This is a genomic window from Brasilonema bromeliae SPC951 (assembly GCF_012912135.1).
In the GTDB taxonomy this organism is placed as follows: Bacteria; Cyanobacteriota; Cyanobacteriia; order Cyanobacteriales; family Nostocaceae; genus Brasilonema; species Brasilonema bromeliae.
This window is the reverse complement of record NZ_QMEB01000115.1, coordinates 1-18277: the sequence shown is the minus strand read 5'-3', so window position 1 is coordinate 18277 and position 18277 is coordinate 1. Positions and strand designations below refer to the sequence as shown.

The window sequence follows — 18277 nt, the reverse complement described above, 5'->3', positions numbered from 1 at the left end:
CCTCTATCTCCTCCTCTATCATTGTTCCAACCGCCTCTGCCGCCGCCGCCGCCACCGCCACCAGATGAGCCTCTGTTTTCTTTGGGCTTAGCCTTATTAACCTTAAGATTACGACCCATCCACTCAGCACTATCTAGAGCCTCTATGGCTGCAGTTTCTTCTGCTTCTGTTCCCATTTCTATAAAAGCGAACCCTCGTACACGACCAGTTTCCCGGTCTACAGGCAATTGAACACTTTTTACGGTTCCATATTCCTCAAACACCCGTCTGAGGTCATCTTGCTCAACTTGGTAAGATAAATTACCGACGTAAATCGACATGAAACATCTCCAGAATCAAATAGTGTAGAGAGGTAGATTCGGAGAGACGCTTGTAAATAGATAAAAACAAACTACACAACCGAATATAATTCCTCGTTAGTTATGCTAGCACAAAAGTACAAAATTATGTTGCCCACATGAGGAAAATTCAAAAATCTTCAAATTGATTAATAACAGACCTTTATCAATAAAAACAATTTGCTAACAAAGTTTAGATAAATAGTAGCAAACATAAAACGACTATTCAAAGCACTATGACCTGAATTAGGCGACATGGTTCGACATTGAAACATATACGCCGCTAATGGCGATAACTGTTTTCATTAAGAAAACATAACAAAATCAAAACAATGGTAAATTTTAACACCAATGTTAAAGAATTTCGGAAATTTTCTCTTCTCTGTTTTCTTGGCGACGAACAGTTCTTAACTTGCGGTAAACTCTGTGTTTCTGCCCACGGCTATTGCCCCCAAGTTTTGCACAGGAGATACGGACACGCTCACTTATATAAGTGAACGCAATCGCCCCCAACATTGGTGCGTAGTGCTGTTTTACCACTGCGCGTCTAAGCCTGTGAAACCATGACTGTGCGAGTGTCGTCCTCTTAGCGCCCCAAGGCTTTTGCTCTCGCGCAGACTTGCTGATTGATAATTTTCTTTAAGTGCGAAGGACTGCTATGTAACGGGTGTTAAGGTACACAAGCCACTTGCTCAATTCGATGAAAGAGTTCTACATTCAGCTTATACACTGCAGGATAGTAAAATTTAATTCTCTCAAGTGACGCAAAAATTGTGCTGGTGGGAGAAACTAAAATTTCTGTGAGTATGTCATTTAAAAAACTTTTTCTTTCTTGCGGTGAATCATAAAAATTAAAATAATCAGCTAAACAAAATGCAGCTAGTCTTTGGAATCCTTGGTTGATGAGATAATCACGATTGAGATTTTCATATTGGTTAATAGCTGCAACGATTTCCTCAAGTTTTGTCAAAATTTGTTGAATACCTAAGTTATTTGGTTCTATCTCCTTAGCTATTTTGATAAATTCAAAAGCTGATCTCCACATATGAAAATTACTAGAAATTGCGGCATTTTTGGCAATTTCAATACCCATGTTAGCAAATCGAGTCGCAGCATATTCTCGAATTTCTGACTTTTTAGGTAGTAATGATATAATTCTTTTTGCGATGACTTCTATTTTTTGTAATTCCCCACTATAAAAGTGAACTCGGCAGATCAAAAAAAGTGCTTCAAAGTCATGATAATCAGCTTTACCATCAGCACCAATAGCACGTTCTGCCCAAGCAAGTGCTTCAGAGTAATTTTTTTGGTCAAGGTAAGTTTCTGCTATATCTAAATAGGGTGCTGAATTGAAGGATTCTAATTTGACTACTTGCTGAAAAGATTCACGGGCATTGTGATATAACTGGATTTGACTAATATCTTCATCATTGAAACATTGAGCTTGCAGTTTGTAGGCATAACCCAAGTTACTCCAATAGACTGCTACGTCTGGGTTAGTTTTCGTAAGTGCTGTGTAGACTTTAACAGCAAAATCCCAATTTTTCGTATGAATGTAACAAAGACCTAGTAGATTACGAGCTATATCAATTCTTGGTGCTAGTACAAGAACTTGCTTGAGTAAGGAAATGGCGTTTGTCCATTCTTCTACTTGCATTTTATTTTGAGCTTGCAAAATCAGGTCTTTAACTTGGTCGCCATACTTCTGCATGGCGTCATAATTTTCTCGTTCCTTTGAGTCAAACAGCGTGTTATAGGCTATCCGAATTTGTTGAAAGCGTTCTGGATCTTTCTCTGGAGAATACTTACGAACTAACTGAAAGTAAGCTCGTTTTATTTCATCAGCAGATGCCTGAGAGGAAATTCCCAGGATATGATAGAGTTCATATACCATCTGTTATTATTCCATGTTCTTTTCTAAATCAAACAAGAAGTCTACAAGGCGATCGCCTGCTTTTTGAATCTCTTGAATGTTGTCATTCATGAGACCTTTTTTGAGTTCCATAACAATATCAGATAACGGCGATCTTTCTTGAGGAGGTATTCCAGCCATATACCTTTCTGCTTTATTAATGAGTCCTTCGTAAAGTCTTGCCTTGGCATTTTGCTTCCACAGTTCTTTGAGGCGAGAAGCCGCATCAGCTATGTCTTTGTTACCCATGCGCTTGGCTGAATAACCATAAGATAGCTCGACACTTTTATTAATATTAGGAATAGTCGCTTTCAATTTAGCTATCCCATTAATGTCATAATAAAATTCCACTTCCACTGGATAGGGAATACCATCAACAGCAGGAGGAATATCTGTGATTTCTGCTTCTATTCCTGTGTCAATCGCTTCTAATGGTAGCTTTGCTTTCCCTGTGTTGTCTTGATAGAGACGAATTTCCAACCGCTTTTGATCTGGTTTCAAAAGAGTGTAAGTTTTTTGAGTAGAATAAGGAATCGTTGTATTAGGTTGAATCAAAGGTTCATAGGTTAGCATATACTGTCCGCCAACGTAACTCACTACTTCAATACCCAATCCAAAAGGAGCAACATCGGTGAGAATAACACCGGAATCCTCACAGAATAAACCTTGAGCAAAAGCAGCATGAATAGATGCGCCAACACCCACAGCTAAGTCTGCACCAACATCAAGTGCTTTCCCTTGTTTACCAAACATCTCTACGACTAATTGACGAACCGCAGGAATGTAAGTTGTTCCACCTACAAGTAACACTCGATTGATTGTACTGGGGTGGAGATTTTTGGCATTTAGTGCTTGACGGATGCAGTCTCGTGCTTTTTGTAATAGAGGTGCGATCGCCACTTCAAACTCTTGGTGCGTCACTTCCACCTCTAAATCAATAAATTCACCATTGTTCGCTGCAAAATACGGAATTCGTACATCATAGGATTGTTGTGTACAAAGAACTTTTTTAGCTTTTTCTGCAGCTTCTTTCAGTGCACCATGAGCTTTTTGAGAAATTTCTGCCTCAGGATTTTCTGTCTTAAATTTTCGATGAAGTAATGTCATCATTGCTTCATCAAAATCTTTACCCCCCAATTGAGGATTACCAAAACTACACTTAACATCAAGAACACCTGCAACCATTTCCAGTACAGTGATATCTAATGTACCACCGCCAAAATCAAAGACAACAAGCTGTTCTTCAACATCAATATTTTTGATCCCAAAAGCTAAAGCTGCTGCTGTTGGTTCATTTATCAGGCGAATAATTTTTAATCCTGCCAATTCACCTGCATTCAGTGTAGCTTGTCGAGCTGCATCTGGAAAGTTAGCTGGAACAGAAAGGACTACTTCTCGAATTTCTATTCCTAGTGCTTCTTCAGCATTTTCCTTGAGTTGACGAAGAATCAAAGCAGAAATTTCTTCAGGTCGATACTCTTTACCTAGTAGTTTTATGGTTTCTCCAGTTCCCATTTTACGCTTGACTTCACGAACTCCACGTTCTGAGACATCAACCCAACTTCTGGCGTTTTCTCCTACTAAAAGTTCACCCTTTTTATTAATAGCAACAATTGAGGGAATCATCGCTATTTTGGTCACAGGATCAGGAATCACAAGTGATTCATTATTTCGGTAGACACAAATTTCAGATGTCGATGTTCCTAAATCAATTCCGATAGCATATTTTTTTGTCATTGCCTAACTGATTCCTTTCTCAGTGTAAAATTCATAAGCTGTCACCTAAAAATAAGTGCGTACAGTCAACAGATAGGATATTTGAGCACGCTATTTTCATCTTTTTGTAATTCCTGCAAAGGAGTGATAGGTGCTCATGTAAAGCGTATCCGTAGAGCATATTTTGAATTGGTTAATTTTTCTGATCAGGGGCTAGCTATTTTGCTACAACAACCTTTGCTTTCTCAAGAACTTTGTCACCAATTCTGTAACCCCAACTTATACATTTAACGATATTGCCTGGTATGATATCGGATTCTTCCTCATCAATTGCTTCATGAAAATTTTCATGAATATAATCATTTTATTGTGGAATAATACGCTCTATCCCTAAATTATTAACAAGATCATTAAATCCATATAATATTCTATTAATTAACAGTCTACGTTCATCTGTTTCGTAATCAACTGCCCTCTCTAATAACCGAAAAAAATCTATTGCTGACTGTTCCCAACAGTTAATTTTTCGTTGCAGTTCCCCATTTTTCTGACGCTGCTCCATAAGCATATTTTCTACAGAGTTTTTCAAAGAGTCAAGTTCTTCCAACGTTTGCTCAAGTTTATGGTACAATTCTTGGCTAGCAGTAGTGTTGTCTATAATCGCATTAGTCTTTGTATAATAAAGCCGCTGTATTTTTTTTTGCTCATCCACATATTTGTTTAAAAATTCTTTAACAGAAGTTTCTATATGATTTTTCAAGTTTTCATCTAGAAACTTCTGCAAAGTATCATTTATAGATTGCCGTAGTATTTTATCTAATTCTTGAAAATTTTGATTATTCTGACTGAAATTCATCTAAAATTTACCAATTCAACATGAGACACTAGTGTAAAAATTAGAGCCGATAAATTTGGCATACTTGACTGCTAAGTTTAGCAAATGTATCACAATGATAACAAAGGCGTTCGTTATAGCAATCTTAAAGAATTCATCAAATTTTCTTCTCTCTTTATTGGCGTCTTTGGCACGGCAATTGAAAACCGCTATGATTCATTTGGTTAAGGGATTTACCTTAAACAGCATGCATGCGCGTGAGTTGACGACGGTTAAGCGACCAATGTGCGTAAAGTGCGTGTCCGCAGGAGCAACTGGCGAACTCGTAAGAGTGTTAGGAACTAGAGGCAGCGCGGTCTTGGGGTCTCCCCAAGTGGAGCGCCTGCCGTGCACTTCTGCCCTTGGAGGGGATGTAAGACCAAAGTCTTCGGGACGTAAAAAATCCATGAAGACCGAGGCAATCCCCAATGAATTGGGAAGCGACTAACTCACCCGCCAGGGGAGTGTAGGTAGTTTACAAGTGATACTATGTTAGAGTCATGGCTTATGCTCGCTGTCGATGAACAAACCATTGAATGAAGCGCTTTCTATTGAGACTGCCCAACGTGTAAAAAGCAAAGCTAAAACTCAGTTTAGTAATGCTTACAAAGCTGCATTACTGACTAAGGGAGCATTCTACGTACAAGGCTTTTTAGCTTTTGCTGGCAAGCCACACAAACCCATTGAACACGGTTGGATGGAACTAGAAGATTGTATTGTCGATCCAACATTACCCTACCTGAACAAGAATGCTCAAGAACTTTGGTACTTTACAGCACAACGCTTAACCGTAAAGGAAGTAAAAGCAATAATAGAAGAATCAAAAGAAGATTATCCAGAAGATGATCCATTGCCAGTCTATGGTGATCCACCTTACGAGTATTACGGAAATGTCATGTTGGGTGACAAGAGTTACTTGGAAGCTTATCAAGCAGCGGAGGCTAAGTGCAGAGAATTGAATCAAAAAAATGCTGATAAAAATTAACGAAAATTAACGTAGTCTGACTTCAATTCGATTTGCCATCACTGCCAAAATATTCTCTATAGCCGCAAATTTTGTCTCCCCGCACATCAAAGGAAACTGCCACCCGATTTTTGTAAAGTTCTCCAAACAACGTTCCCTCATCGCGGAACTCAAACACAACCGTTGTCTCATTACTTGTAACGTGCTCTAAAATGAGTTCACCTCTTAATGATTCAGCAATATATTGGAAAAATTCTCTAGCTTTTTCTTTTCCCTGATGTAAACCGTGATATTTTCCAATAGGAAACCAAAAGCTAAAGTCTTCTGTCAGCACATCCAAGAACTGGTTCCACTCGCCTGTTGCCAAACCGTGCTGGAAGTGTTCAAATGCTTGATGAGCAACTTTTAAAGTGTTTTCTGACTGTTGTGACATCGTGACTTCCTCGCCCTCTGTTAAATATATGACTATTTTCTAAAATCTGACGACGACTTTGCCGCAATTTTGACCACTGAGGAGGTATTCGACAGCAGCAGTAATGGATTCTATGCCGTGAAATGGGGTTGAGTCAACAGCAACTTTTAGCTTGTTTGTGTAAAACAGATTGAAGAGGCGATCGCGTCCCTCTGTCATATATTCTTTATACAAGGGCATAAGAAACCCCCGCACTGAAGCTGCTTTCCAAAACAACTTGTGATAAATTCGCGGTTGTGTCACTTGTTCCAAGTTCTTCGCATATTCGGAAACGAAACCAACCACAACTAAACGTCCGCGAACTGCTAAATTATCCACACAGGTATCAAAGACTTGTTTACCGACACATTCAAAAACTAGGTTAACGCCATTGGGATATTCTTGCTTGAGGACTTGATTGAGGTTTTGTGTGCGGTAGTTGATGATGCGATCGCATCCCAACTCCTGAAGTAACTCTACCTTTGCATCAGTTCCGCAAGTACCAATCACATGGTTACCCGCTAACTTTGCCAATTGCACCGCAATGTGTCCGGTTCCACCCGCCGCTGCTGTCACCAACACAACTTCTTGGCTTTTCATTTCCCCCACTTGTTCTAAAGCTACCATTGCTGATACACCAGTAGGGATCAGGGTTAGCACTTCTGGCGTTGCTTGGCGTACCTTGATTGCAAGATTGGCATTTATCGCTTGGTACTCGCGATACCCTCCGCCACGTATGGTAGTGACTACAGCATCACCAACTTGGAAATCTTTGATATGATTTCCTACTGCGACGACTTCTCCCACTGCTTCCACACCCAAATCAAAGGGAGGAGTTAAGTTAATGTAACTCACATCACCTCGACAAAGTAAAGTGTCAAATCCAGCGTTGATTCCAGCGAATTTGTTACGAATGACAATTTCATCTGGTGCAGGTTCGGGTATGGGGAGTTCTATGATTTCGATAGCTGATTTGAAGTTTTGGGCAAACTGTTTTGCAACTAGTTTTTTGTAGGTTTTTGAACTCATGTTTTTTGCTTGAGAGTTTCACCTTTTGTATCACTTATGAAACGCTTGTCTCATCCAAAAATTCAAGCACAACATGTGAGATTTCCTCAGGTATCTGGTTCATCATACAAATTGTGCCGTCAGGAAACTCTGCAACCTTAGCGTGGGGAATCGCTTGAGAGAGAAAAAATCGATCTTTTGCTAGCGCTAAACCCAATCTTTCAAATTCTTCTACATCATGAATACCCCATAAAATGAGTGTTGGACATTTGATGAAACTGAACCTTTCTGCCGCTTCCATGCAGTAATTACCCACAGTCCAAACTGCATATAAAGGATAGCCAAAGCATTTTAAATCATCCAAAACCCAACGATGATTTAACTCCGCAGAACCTACATATCTAGAACGAGCTAACCATCTTTCCATCAAGTGAGAGCCATCTTCTTTAATGACGAAACCTTCATCAAATCTCTGCATTAAATCAGTTTTTCCAGCTTCACCAAAACCAGCAACATTGCCCAATATCAGTTTGTTAACACGTTCTGGGTAAGCTGCTGTTACTTCTCCGGAAACAAACGCTCCCGTGTGGTTTCCCAGAAGGTTTACTTTTTCAATACCCAACTCATCCAAGAGAGCAATGACAGTTTTGGCGTAGTCAGCAACAGAGTACAATCTAGGGGGTTTGTCAGAATCACCAAAGCCCATCAAATCCATTGCTATCACGCGGTACTTTTGTGCAAGGATGGGCATTAATTCGCGATACTCGTCACTACTACGGGGGTTCATATGCAGTAGTAGAAGTGCTTCTCCTTCACCACCAATGCGGTAGTGAATTTGACCATCTTCAGTATCTAAAAATGCTCGCTTGATAGCTTTATTCATGTGAACCTCCTGATAACTTAAAACTAATATCAAACCCCTTTTCATCTCGTTACCAGGCTCAGCCTGGTAACACCTTGTCCAGAGGCTCTGCCTCTAGTATATTTTAGGAGGCTGAGCCTCCCTGAGGGCATTCCCAGGTGGAACCTGGGAACGAAAAACGAGGAATTACGCCAGTCTTCTTTTAATTTCCTCCGCCAAATCTTCCAGCGCGACTTCCATCTGCTCGCGTGTTCTCAAATCTTTGAGAGACGCCTTTTGCGCTGTAGCTTCTTCAGAACCAATTATCACACAAAATGGAATTCCTTGTTTTTCAGCTAATTGAAATTGCTTGCCCAAAGGTCGCTGTTCAAAATTCGTGATAACATTAATTTTAGCCTGACGCAGTTTTTGCGACACATTCAAATAAACAGGCATCAAATCATTTTGCATATTGACTACCATAACTTGCGCTGGAGTAGCCGCGAAGGTACTGAGAATACCAGCTTTGATCAACCGACTAATTAAGCGAGTTAAGCCAATAGAAATGCCCACACCTGGCATTTTTTCATCCAAAAACATCCCCACTAATTCTTCATATCGACCACCAGAACAAATGCTACCTAAAGCTTCATGTCCTATTAGAGTTGTTTCGTACACTGTACCCGTATAATAATTCAAACCGCGAGCAATGGATAAGTCAATACAGAAACGGTTTTCTGAAACTCCAAGATTGCGAACTCCAGAAATAACTGTTTCTAATTCCGTGACTCCAAGAGCAAATTCCTCAGCTTCTGGTGTTGATGTTGCCAGGTATTTGAGTTGATCTAGAACTTCATCTACAGTGCCATCTATATGAATAAAATCGATGATTTTTTGAGTGGTATCTGCTAACACTCCCTCTTTTACTAACTCCTGCTTTACCTTATTCTCACCGACTTTATCCAAAGTATCAATAATCCCAATACAAGATTTAATTTTTTCTTCCTCAACTCCTACTGATTTAAAGAAACCAGTAAGAATTTTACGATTGTTGATGCGAATCAGAAAATCACCGATATTAACTGCGTCAAATATCTCAGTGATAATAGCAGGCATCTGAGCATCATACAGCAAACTCAGTTCACGACGACCAACGACATCAATATCACACTGACGAAACTGACGAAATCGACCATCTTTTGCTCTTTCCCCACGAAACACCATATCCATTTGGTAGCGAGCAAAGGGAAAGGTTAACTCATTTAGGTGACGAGCAATATACGCTGCTAAAGGAACTGTTTGATCAAATTTTAAAGCTCTTGCTTCCGAACCTGTTTCACCTGCCTTATCCTTTTCGGCTTGCCGATTTGGTGGCAAAATGGGATTAAGACCATAGATAATGTTGTCCCCTTGATTGCCCTTTGCTTGCAAAACTTCCAAGCGTTCCACTGCAGGAGTTTCGATGGGTGTAAATCCGTAGTTTTCAAAAACTTTCCGGATGGTATCTAGTAAATATAATTCCAAGCGCTTTTCGCCAGGAAGAAATTCTGGAAAACCACTGGGAGTCGAGAAATTTATTTTGTCACTTTTTGCCATACCTTGTCCTTATAAGAATATAGAAGCAAATTCCTCTAGCTTGACTGACTTTCCAGAAATTAGATAAGTCAACCAATAAAACCTAACTTTTGCTATATGTAAATTAGATAAATAATACAGAGTATATAAGTAGCCAAATCAGGATTCATCCATGATAGTAGATTCCAAGATAGAAGAACAAGCAAGACAAACTGCGCTCCAAATAGAGCAAAATCAAGAGTTCAACTGGAGGGAATGCTGGTATCCTGTTTGCTTTGTGCAAGATTTACCCAAAAACCGTTCCTATAGTTTTTCCTTATATGACGAACCGTTCGTTTTATTTAGAGACTTGGATGGGAAGCTTGTCTGTCTGGTAGATCGTTGTCCTCACCGTGCTGCTAAACTCTCGGATGGACAGATAACTGACGGGAAAATAGAGTGTTTGTACCACGGCTGGCAATTTGGCAGTGATGGTCAATGTCTGCATATTCCCCAGTTAGCTACAGATGCCAAAATTCCTGCAAATGCTTGCGTGCAATCATTTAAGATTGTGGAACGCCAAGGTATGGTTTGGATGTGGGCAGGAGTTGGTGAAGCAGCTGCTGATGATGACATTCCAACGATAGAGGAGTTAGATAAGCCAGAGTTTGTCACCACAGACGTGATGCGTGACCTGCCTTATGACCAATTCTATTTTATTGAGAACATCATGGACCCAGCTCATGTTCACATTAGTCATGATGGAACTTTAGGTCAGCGAGAAAATGCCAAGCCATCGGAAATGGAAGTGCTGGAAAATTCTAGTAGAGGAATTCGAGGAAGGTTGCGAGGAATGAGCAAACCCAATCTACCTTGGTCACAACTAGATTTCATTGCTCCCAACTTCGTGATTTACAAATTTAGTGTTCCGCAGCGAGGTGTGGCTGGGGGAGTCGCTTTTTATTCGATACCTTTGGGTAAGGGTCGATGCCGGATTTTGGTCAGAAATTATAATAACTTTAAGACGTGGAAATTCAAGCTGACGCCCCGGTGGCTAGATCATATGCTTCGCAACAGAGTATTGGAAGAAGATTTGCCACTTATTATTGGGCAAAAGACACAAATTGAGCGGTTGGGACAAAGCTTGAAACAAGTGTTTTTGCCCCTGAAAACTTGTGACACATTTGTCGTAGAGTACTACAAGTGGCTAGATAAATTTGGCTCATCTTTACCCTACTATCAGGGCTACTCCACCTCTAAAAATATAGACAACGAGGGGAATTGTTTAAACCCACCGTCACTAGACAGGTTCTCGCAACATACCCAACTGTGTAGTTCTTGCTCTGGTGCTTATCAGGTGACAAATCGAGTCAAACAAATTAGTGTGGGAGTGGCGATCGCCCTAGCAGCTTTAGCAATATCTGCCAACGGGTGGATGCAAATCTTGGCAGTTTCGGCTTCTCTTGGCGCAGTTGGTATAGCAGTTGCTGCCCAGAAACTCAAAACTCACTTTGAGCGTCCATACACTCGCCATTAAAGGAATGAAACAATGGTGCGTTACACTGCTTAACGCACCCCACGCATTGAAGATCTACTTTACAAATCATCTAGAAGCGCTCAATTTCTTCTTATCGTAGCCGTTCCTCTTGGATCAGGGTTCGCTTGAAGAGTTGATTGTTCTTAAACCAGTGCCAAGTGCGGGCGCGATGATTATTGCAAGGACTAATCACAATCATTTCATACAAGTACATATCTGGCACGGTCTTATAAGAAAACCACAAAATAACCGTTGCATCATCGACTTCCCAGGCTTTTCCGTCAATACGTTCCGTGTCAAACCACAGCGCTTTGTCTCGATAAGTTCCCGGAAACTCATACTCCTCCTGTTTCCCATCAGACCACTTGTAACGATTGATTTGGTAGTAGGAATGGGAACCGTCTTCTGGAAATTGGCAGGTTAAGTGAGATTCATATTTATCAACGATTTTTCCTTCTGTATCAACCACTGTATACGTACCTACCCAATCTCCTTCGTGGCGAGTCAGTACAGGCATTTCTTCTCGAATGGCAGACATAACACAACTCCTTTGTCTTTGCAGATAGCAATTAATAAAGATTTTAAGCAACAAGTAATACTAAGTTGCATTCATACAGATAACTTACTCTTTTCTCTTTTCTCTTCCTCTGCGCTCTTGGCGCGCCAGGTGCTACAACGGGGGGAACCCCCGCAACGCACTGGCTCGTCTTGGCGGTTCGTTTAGTCAATTCTATCTCTGAATGCAACTCGCTATAAGCAACAAGATTTAAATCGAGATTGCTCTAACATCTTTTTAGATAACGTCCAATGGGTAAACCTAGAACCTGTCCATTATTGTAGATAAGATTTCCACGTAAAAAGGTACTTTTCACTCGTCCCGTTAACTCCACTCCTTCAAAGGGTGTGTAACCTTGTTGTGACTCTGATTCAGCAGCACGTACCACAAAGGTTTCATTTGGGTCTACCAGTACTAAATCAGCATCGTAGCCAATGGCGATATCCCCTTTTTGTAACAAACCAAAGCGCCGTGACGGATTCCACGATAACAGCTTAGCCATGTGATTGTACGACATTCCGCGCTTACGACCTTCACTAAAGACACCTGAAAGTAAATATTCTGTACCACCAAAACCAGATTTTGCTAACCAAATATTATTTGGGTCTTTAGTACTTCTTTTTTGTTCAGCAGAACAGCAAGCATGGTCACTTACTATCCAGTCTACCTGATGGTTGAGTACTGCTTGCCATAAGTATTCTACATCGGCACGCGGACGAATAGGGGGGTTTACTTTTGCCCAAGTAGCGGTGGGGGTATCAACATCTAATAGCAAATGTCCGACGGTCACTTCTCGTCGAAAGTTGATATGGGGAAAAGCAGTTTGCATAGTCAAAGCTGCTTCCATAGCCTTACGCGAACTCAGGTGCAACAAATTGATATTTGCACAGTTCGTCTCATGTGCCAAATACGAAGCAATGCAAATTGCTAATCCTTCGGAATGAGGGGGACGCGCTGCACTGTAGGCGTTTAGTCCGCTAAGGCTGGAGTCCTTTTCAACTATTTTGGTATAAGCGTTGAGAATTTCTGCAACTTCGCAGTGTAAACTTAAGCTGATAGTTTCTTGTGCTTCTGGATGTTCTTCCATCAAGCGACTTAGACGACGCATAATAAATTCAAAATGGGCGAAGTCGTAACGTTCCTCTTTATTAATCATCAAAAAGAGGTTTTGCTGATCTGACAAACCATGCAACCCATAACCGCCATAAAACATGAAGATTTTAAACGAAGATACACCATGTTCTTTAAACAGTAGAGGTATTTCGTCGATATGCTGGCTAGCTATAGGTGCGACGTGATACCCATAATCAACAAAAAAATGACCTGCAGATAACGCCAATACTTCTGGAAAAAAATCGCGGTAGGAACCGCCTTTGTTGAGATAATATTGTCCTGTACGAATGTAATTCAGACTAGTTGTGACTCCCCCCATTGCAGCTGCTTTGGTTTCAGTCACAGCATCTTTGGCGAGGGGTTGATAGATACCGATGTGCATATGGGCATCTACAACCCCAGGAAAGCCCAGCAAGTTTTTGCCATCCAATACGTCTTTACCTTTGTCTGGGCTAATATCAGGAGCAATAGTAGCAAATTTTCCATCCTTAATTCCTAAATCAAGTAGTTCGACAGCATCATGATGGGGACGAACTACCCGCACATTTTTGATAATTTTATCTAATACGGGAGCTTCAGACACAGTAGACCTCACACTAAAATGAGTATGGAACCCAAAAGTTTAAGAACATCAAGACAGATGATATTATTTCATTCAACGGTTGTACAGCAATCCTAGATAAGTCATGAACAAAAAAAAACGAACCGCAAAGGCGCAAAGGACGCAAAGAAAAGAAAGAGAAGAAGAGGAGGATGTTCATATCCTATTTAGGAAGGCTCTATTAATCAATCATGGTAAGTCCGTTTATATGACAATTATTTCTCTCTCCTCTCTCTCTCTGCGCCCTCTGCGTCTCTGCAGTTTTTTAATGATTCAGACGCCACCGAATTTGATATAATAACCCAGAAAAATATAAAAAGGAACTCGTTTAACTGTGATTGGCGTTGCTGTTATTGGCACGGGATTTGGTCAGAAAGTGCATATTCCTGGATTTCTGGCTCATCCTAGCATAGAAATTGTTGCTGTATATAACCAAGATTTAAATAAAGCCAAAGCGATCGCACAATCCTACAATATTCCTCACGCCTGCAACACAATCACAGATATCGTTGGGCTGCAAGAAGTCCAAGCAGTGAGCATTTCTACACCGCCATTTTTGCATTACGAAATGGCAAAAGCAGCGCTGCAAGCAGGGAAGCACGTATTAATAGAAAAACCTACAACTCTAAATGCAGCCGAAGCTAAAGAACTTTACCAGTTAGCCCAAAAAGCAGGTGTGATTGCAACTGTAGATTTTGAATTTCGCTTTGTACCAGGATGGCAATTCTTTTCGGAACTGTTGTCAGAAGGTTATGTGGGTTCAAAGCGTTTGATTAGAATTGATTGGCTAGGTTCTTCTCGTGCTGATGCTGGACGTCCTTGGAACTGGTATTCTCGTAAAGACCAGGGAGGCGGTGCATTGGGGTCTTTGGGTTCTCACACTTTTGATTATATTCATTGGCTGTTTGGTCCTGTACGCAAGTTAAGCGCCCATTTCACGACCGCCATCACTGAACGACTAGACTCCAACACTGGAGAATTAAAGCCCGTAGAAACCGATGACACCTGTATGCTGATGTTAGAGTTGGCAGATGGGACACCTTGTCAAGTTTCTATCAGTGCTGTGGTTCATGCATCGCGTACTCATTGGATAGAAGTGTATGGCGATCGCGCGACTTTAGTATTAGGAAGTGAAAATCAAAAAGATTACATACATGGCTTTCGTGTTTCCTCTTCTGGACCAGGTAAACCATTAACCGAAATTGAAATTCCCAATCGCTTATTGTTTCCGAAAAATCACTCCGATGGTCGCATTTCTGCGTTTATTAGAGTTGTAGATGAATGGGTGCAAGGAATTGAATCCAAAAAAGAAATTGTTCCATCGTTACGAGAAGGAGTTTACTCTCAGTTATTAATGGATTTATCCCATGAATCTAATAACAGTTCAAGTTGGGTAGATGTACCAAGCTTAGAAGAATTTCTTGCTTAAGAGTAGGGTAGGTTAACGTTTCATTGTGCTTCTTGTTTCATGACTCATGAAATAGAAAAATCATAAACTAACAAGATGTATACCACATCACGAATTTCAGCTTTCTATCTTTTGGATGGGGTGCGAAGGTTTATTTGTAGATCACAATATAAACGTCACAGGAAACCTGTTTTGGCAAAGACCTTCACCCCGACTTCGTCGGGGTTTTTTGTAGTTGATAGGATAATGGTCATTCAGGCTATTTTTGAAATTTGAATTTGGTTTTTAGTAAACAATTCCGGCTTTTTCCTTAAACTCTCATCTTGAAAAAATATGTATACTCAGTTACATATTAAGTTTTACTCCTTTGGGATGGTGTGGAATTGTTTTCTTCAAATGAAAATACAATACAACACTGGAATACGCTGCATAAATAAAAGCACAGCACACCCCGATAAGATTGGGGTTTTTCTTTGGATATAGCTGTTGTATTTACAGTAAGTAAATAGACATCAATAGAGAGAACATCATTCTTCTTCCTCCTTTTATAAGGCTATATACACACCGGCTCGCTCAAAACCTCACCCTCGCTTTTTGCTACGCAAAAATCTTTCCCTCTCCTTACTAAGGAGAGGGATGCCCGATAGGGCAGGGTGAGGTTTCAATACGGTTCGGTTAAGATCCCCCCGCCTGCGGCGACCCCCTTAAAAAGGGGGTAAAAGAAGGTTAAAAGCCAATACGGTTCAGATAAGGCTAAAAACTAATGCTGACGTAGGTTGGGCCCTTGGAACGAAACCCAACACCTACCTCGTTTTTGTTGGGTTGCGCTGCGCTTAACCCAACCTACAATTCTTCTTAACTGAACCGTATTGGGTTAAAAGCCCCCTTTTTAAGGGAGTTGGGGGATCTCTTCTGCGTAAGTCCTACCCTTAAAACACACTGGCTCCCCTCACGCAGCAGAGAGTTAGGGACAAGTGTATTCCATCCACCTGAAAAATGCTGTAAGGCGAATTCTATTCCCCAAAGCGTCGTGCTTTGTTCCTACTCACCCGGAATTCACACCTAGCAGGCTGTATGTAATTATAAAATTATTAAGTTATCAAACAGAATTTCCTGCAACCGCGCCAACTATGGCAAGCGGACAGTTGTTAAAACTTAAAACAAGCAACTATATACTCCTGACAACAAACTCATGCCTAAAATAGACCCCGCCAAATTGAAAAAAGTATCTGTCAGCCTTCCCTTTGGCATCGGTTCCGCTGAATGGGAAGCCGATCCAACAGAACGTCGGGCTGCATGGTCGTTGTATGTTGAACTTGTTACCCGGATTGCTGTTCAACCTCTGGAAGTTGACGAAGGACTGTTGCGTGAGGCGCTGACATCTTTATATAGTCTGTTTGGCATAACACGGGAAGTCCTCAAACAAGCTGGACCAGATGTTGGTGCATCCCGCGAGTCAGTGGGAGGTATTGCTATAGCCGTGCTGAATAAGGGTTTGCGTCCTTTTCTTGCTAAATGGCATCCAGTGTTGCAGACATGGGAAGCACAGCGCCCTCCTCACCTGAGTTTAAAAGAGCATGAGCGCAATTGGTCGCAAGAAGCGAAATTGCGGCATGAGTTGGAAGCGTTGAGAAGGGATTTGGAACAATATGCAAATGCCTTAGCACAGATTGCTGGTGTAGACAAGTAGTGGGGAAAAGCTGAAATATGACCACATCCCAAGATTATGAAGTCTTCCTTTGTCACAACAGCAAAGAAAAACAACAAGTAGAAAGAATTAGGACTCAGCTAAAGCACCAGGGTATTTTAGCTTGGCTGGATAAGTATGATTTTGAGCCGTTTAGACCTTGGCAGGATCAACTAGAAGAAATTATTCCTCAGATAAAAGCTGTAGCCGTATTCATTGGTTCATCAGGAGTAGGACCGTGGGCAAATATTGAAATGCGAGAGTTTCTAGTTGAATTCGCTAACCGCAAGCTTCGCATGGGATTGGTTATATTGCCGGATTGCCCTCAAGAACTTATAAACAGCGTTCCTAGATTTATAAGGAGTTTTCATTGGGTTGATTTTCGCCAGCAAGAACCCGATCCAATGGAACAGTTAATTTGGGGCATAACTGGGCAGAAGCCAGTGCCAACTGTGAAGGTGACCCCACAAAGTCAAAGCGATAACCTCAGTAATGAACCGAAGAAAGAAGTCCCCACTACCCAAGAACTGAGAAACCTAGAAGTTATTGAAACTCAAAACACCCCGCAAAATCAACGAGATGATTCAGAAGATGACCTCAGCAGTGAACGCGGTGTAAACTACACCAAATTACGAAATTTGCTAAAAGCAGGACAGTGGAAAGAAGCGGATCTGGAAACTGTTACTTTCATGCTCAAGGCAACTGGCAGAGAAATAGAAAGCTGGCTGGATGTCGAATCCATCAAAAACTTTCCCTGCACTGACCTCCGCACAATTGACCAACTTTGGGTAAAATACAGTAGTGGGCGCTTTGGCTTTAGTGTGCAAAAGCGCATTTGGGAAAGTGTGGGTAAAGACTATGAAAAGTTTGGCGATCGCGTGGGTTGGCGCAAAGGAATGCCTTGGAAGAAAGAGTGGCTGTATTACAATAAATTAACCTTCTCCACAGAAGCCCCCCAAGGACATCTCCCTGTTTGGGGTTTTAGGGGGGTGAAAAAGAATGAAGACTTATGGCCAGATCTCTTTTCTCGCGTACAGACTTGTAAAGTCTAACATATAAGGCTTACACAGAATTGTAAAGATTCGCAAACAAGTGATTTTCCACGAAGTATTGCGGTTTCTACGTTTTCATGATCTGGCACTGAATCCAAAGAGGATCTTCTTGTTGTGCTTGTAGTATTATGCTGGCGAATTGTGGGTTATAACAATTCGCGAAGATAAACTTGCACGCTACTTCTTGTATTTCTTGGTTCGTTGGTTCCCAGTCATTTTGCGTCTACGCACTTATTGAATTTCTACATAAAGTTTCTTCCCCAAGGCATTTGCATATCTTTCTAAAGTAGAGATACCAACATCTAAGCCATCGTTTTCGATTCTAATTATTATAGATTCATGCAAATTTAACCGACGTGCTAATTCTTCTTGTGTCATTCCCGCTTCAATTCTTGCTTGCGCCAGCAATACGCCAATTTTAAAACTGGAATATCCAGATTCAAAATCTTCAGGGAACTCCGGATCAGTGTGCTTGCGTCTGGCAATGTATTTGTCTACGTCACTCATCATTTTGCTTCCTGCTGAAATAATCTCTTTTTGGGGGAGCATCCCAAATGTGTAAATTTTCCTCATCCCACAGACTGGAAGTCTGGGGCTATACAAACGAAGTCCCTTCGGGTTCGCAGTCGCCTACGGAGGGAAACCCTCCTGCAGCGCTGTCTCAC

The 18277-nt window shown here is 41.1% G+C and carries 17 protein-coding genes; 5 read left to right on the top strand and 12 right to left on the bottom strand.

Features of this window, described 5'->3' with window-relative positions:
• From rbp to DP116_RS15570, 5 genes are all read right to left on the bottom strand, one after another.
• On the bottom strand, window positions 1-320 hold a 320-nt coding region (rbp, locus tag DP116_RS15590; RefSeq protein ID WP_169156058.1), incomplete at its 3' end, for an RNA-binding regulator.
• A 688-nt stretch (window positions 321-1008) separates the two neighbouring features.
• A complete protein-coding gene (locus tag DP116_RS15585; protein ID WP_169156057.1) occupies window positions 1009-2232 on the bottom strand; it encodes a J domain-containing protein in 1224 nt (407 codons plus the stop codon).
• A gap of 6 nt (window positions 2233-2238) precedes the next feature.
• On the bottom strand, window positions 2239-3987 hold the full coding sequence (locus DP116_RS15580; RefSeq protein WP_169156056.1) for an Hsp70 family protein: 1749 nt from the start codon (window positions 3985-3987) through the stop codon (window positions 2239-2241).
• 196 nt (window positions 3988-4183) lie between these two features.
• On the bottom strand, window positions 4184-4321 hold the full coding sequence (gene grpE / locus DP116_RS30375) for a nucleotide exchange factor GrpE (RefSeq protein ID WP_169156060.1): 138 nt from the start codon (window positions 4319-4321) through the stop codon (window positions 4184-4186).
• Window positions 4322-4330: 9 nt separating this feature from the next.
• Entirely contained in the window at window positions 4331-4822 is a 492-nt protein-coding gene (locus DP116_RS15570; RefSeq protein WP_169156055.1) for a hypothetical protein, read from the bottom strand.
• Between the two features lie 538 nt (window positions 4823-5360).
• Between DP116_RS15570 and DP116_RS15565 the strand changes: the two genes are divergently transcribed.
• Window positions 5361-5825 carry a hypothetical protein gene (locus DP116_RS15565; protein ID WP_169156054.1) on the top strand — a complete coding sequence of 155 codons (465 nt, stop codon included), beginning with the start codon at window positions 5361-5363 and terminating at the stop codon, window positions 5823-5825.
• Window positions 5826-5847: 22 nt separating this feature from the next.
• Here DP116_RS15565 and DP116_RS15560 read toward each other — a convergent pair whose 3' ends face one another.
• The 4 genes from DP116_RS15560 to hisS form a co-directional block, all read right to left on the bottom strand.
• On the bottom strand, window positions 5848-6237 hold the full coding sequence (locus tag DP116_RS15560; protein ID WP_169156053.1) for a nuclear transport factor 2 family protein: 390 nt from the start codon (window positions 6235-6237) through the stop codon (window positions 5848-5850).
• A gap of 39 nt (window positions 6238-6276) precedes the next feature.
• Window positions 6277-7284 carry a zinc-binding dehydrogenase gene (locus tag DP116_RS15555; RefSeq protein WP_169156052.1) on the bottom strand — a complete coding sequence of 336 codons (1008 nt, stop codon included), beginning with the start codon at window positions 7282-7284 and terminating at the stop codon, window positions 6277-6279.
• A gap of 34 nt (window positions 7285-7318) precedes the next feature.
• The gene (locus DP116_RS15550; RefSeq protein ID WP_169156051.1) at window positions 7319-8146 is read right to left on the bottom strand and encodes an alpha/beta fold hydrolase; all 828 of its coding nucleotides are present in this window, start codon (window positions 8144-8146) and stop codon (window positions 7319-7321) included.
• A 165-nt stretch (window positions 8147-8311) separates the two neighbouring features.
• On the bottom strand, window positions 8312-9700 hold the full coding sequence (gene hisS, locus DP116_RS15545; protein ID WP_169156050.1) for a histidine--tRNA ligase: 1389 nt from the start codon (window positions 9698-9700) through the stop codon (window positions 8312-8314).
• Between the two features lie 151 nt (window positions 9701-9851).
• Between hisS and DP116_RS15540 the strand changes: the two genes are divergently transcribed.
• Window positions 9852-11195, top strand: a complete 1344-nt coding sequence (locus tag DP116_RS15540; RefSeq protein ID WP_169156049.1) for an aromatic ring-hydroxylating dioxygenase subunit alpha — start codon at window positions 9852-9854, stop codon at window positions 11193-11195.
• Window positions 11196-11286: 91 nt separating this feature from the next.
• On the opposite strand, the gene DP116_RS15535 is transcribed toward DP116_RS15540, so the two are convergent.
• A complete protein-coding gene (locus DP116_RS15535; protein WP_169156048.1) occupies window positions 11287-11733 on the bottom strand; it encodes a DUF3598 family protein in 447 nt (148 codons plus the stop codon).
• Between the two features lie 244 nt (window positions 11734-11977).
• Complete coding sequence (locus tag DP116_RS15530) at window positions 11978-13447, bottom strand: amidohydrolase family protein (RefSeq protein ID WP_169156047.1); 1470 nt, start codon at window positions 13445-13447, stop codon at window positions 11978-11980.
• Window positions 13448-13799: 352 nt separating this feature from the next.
• Between DP116_RS15530 and DP116_RS15525 the strand changes: the two genes are divergently transcribed.
• From DP116_RS15525 to DP116_RS15515, 3 genes are all read left to right on the top strand, one after another.
• Window positions 13800-14894: a Gfo/Idh/MocA family oxidoreductase gene (locus DP116_RS15525; protein ID WP_169156046.1), complete on the top strand. Its 1095-nt coding sequence runs from the start codon at window positions 13800-13802 to the stop codon at window positions 14892-14894.
• Window positions 14895-16065: 1171 nt separating this feature from the next.
• Window positions 16066-16563, top strand: coding sequence for a hypothetical protein (locus DP116_RS15520; protein ID WP_169156045.1), 498 nt, complete (start codon window positions 16066-16068; stop codon window positions 16561-16563).
• A gap of 17 nt (window positions 16564-16580) precedes the next feature.
• Window positions 16581-17612, top strand: a complete 1032-nt coding sequence (locus DP116_RS15515; RefSeq protein WP_169156044.1) for a GUN4 domain-containing protein — start codon at window positions 16581-16583, stop codon at window positions 17610-17612.
• A 231-nt stretch (window positions 17613-17843) separates the two neighbouring features.
• Here the strand turns inward: DP116_RS15515 and DP116_RS15510 are convergent, their stop codons facing one another.
• The gene (locus DP116_RS15510; protein WP_246275642.1) at window positions 17844-18122 is read right to left on the bottom strand and encodes a helix-turn-helix domain-containing protein; all 279 of its coding nucleotides are present in this window, start codon (window positions 18120-18122) and stop codon (window positions 17844-17846) included.
• Between the last annotated feature and the right edge of the window lie 155 nt (window positions 18123-18277).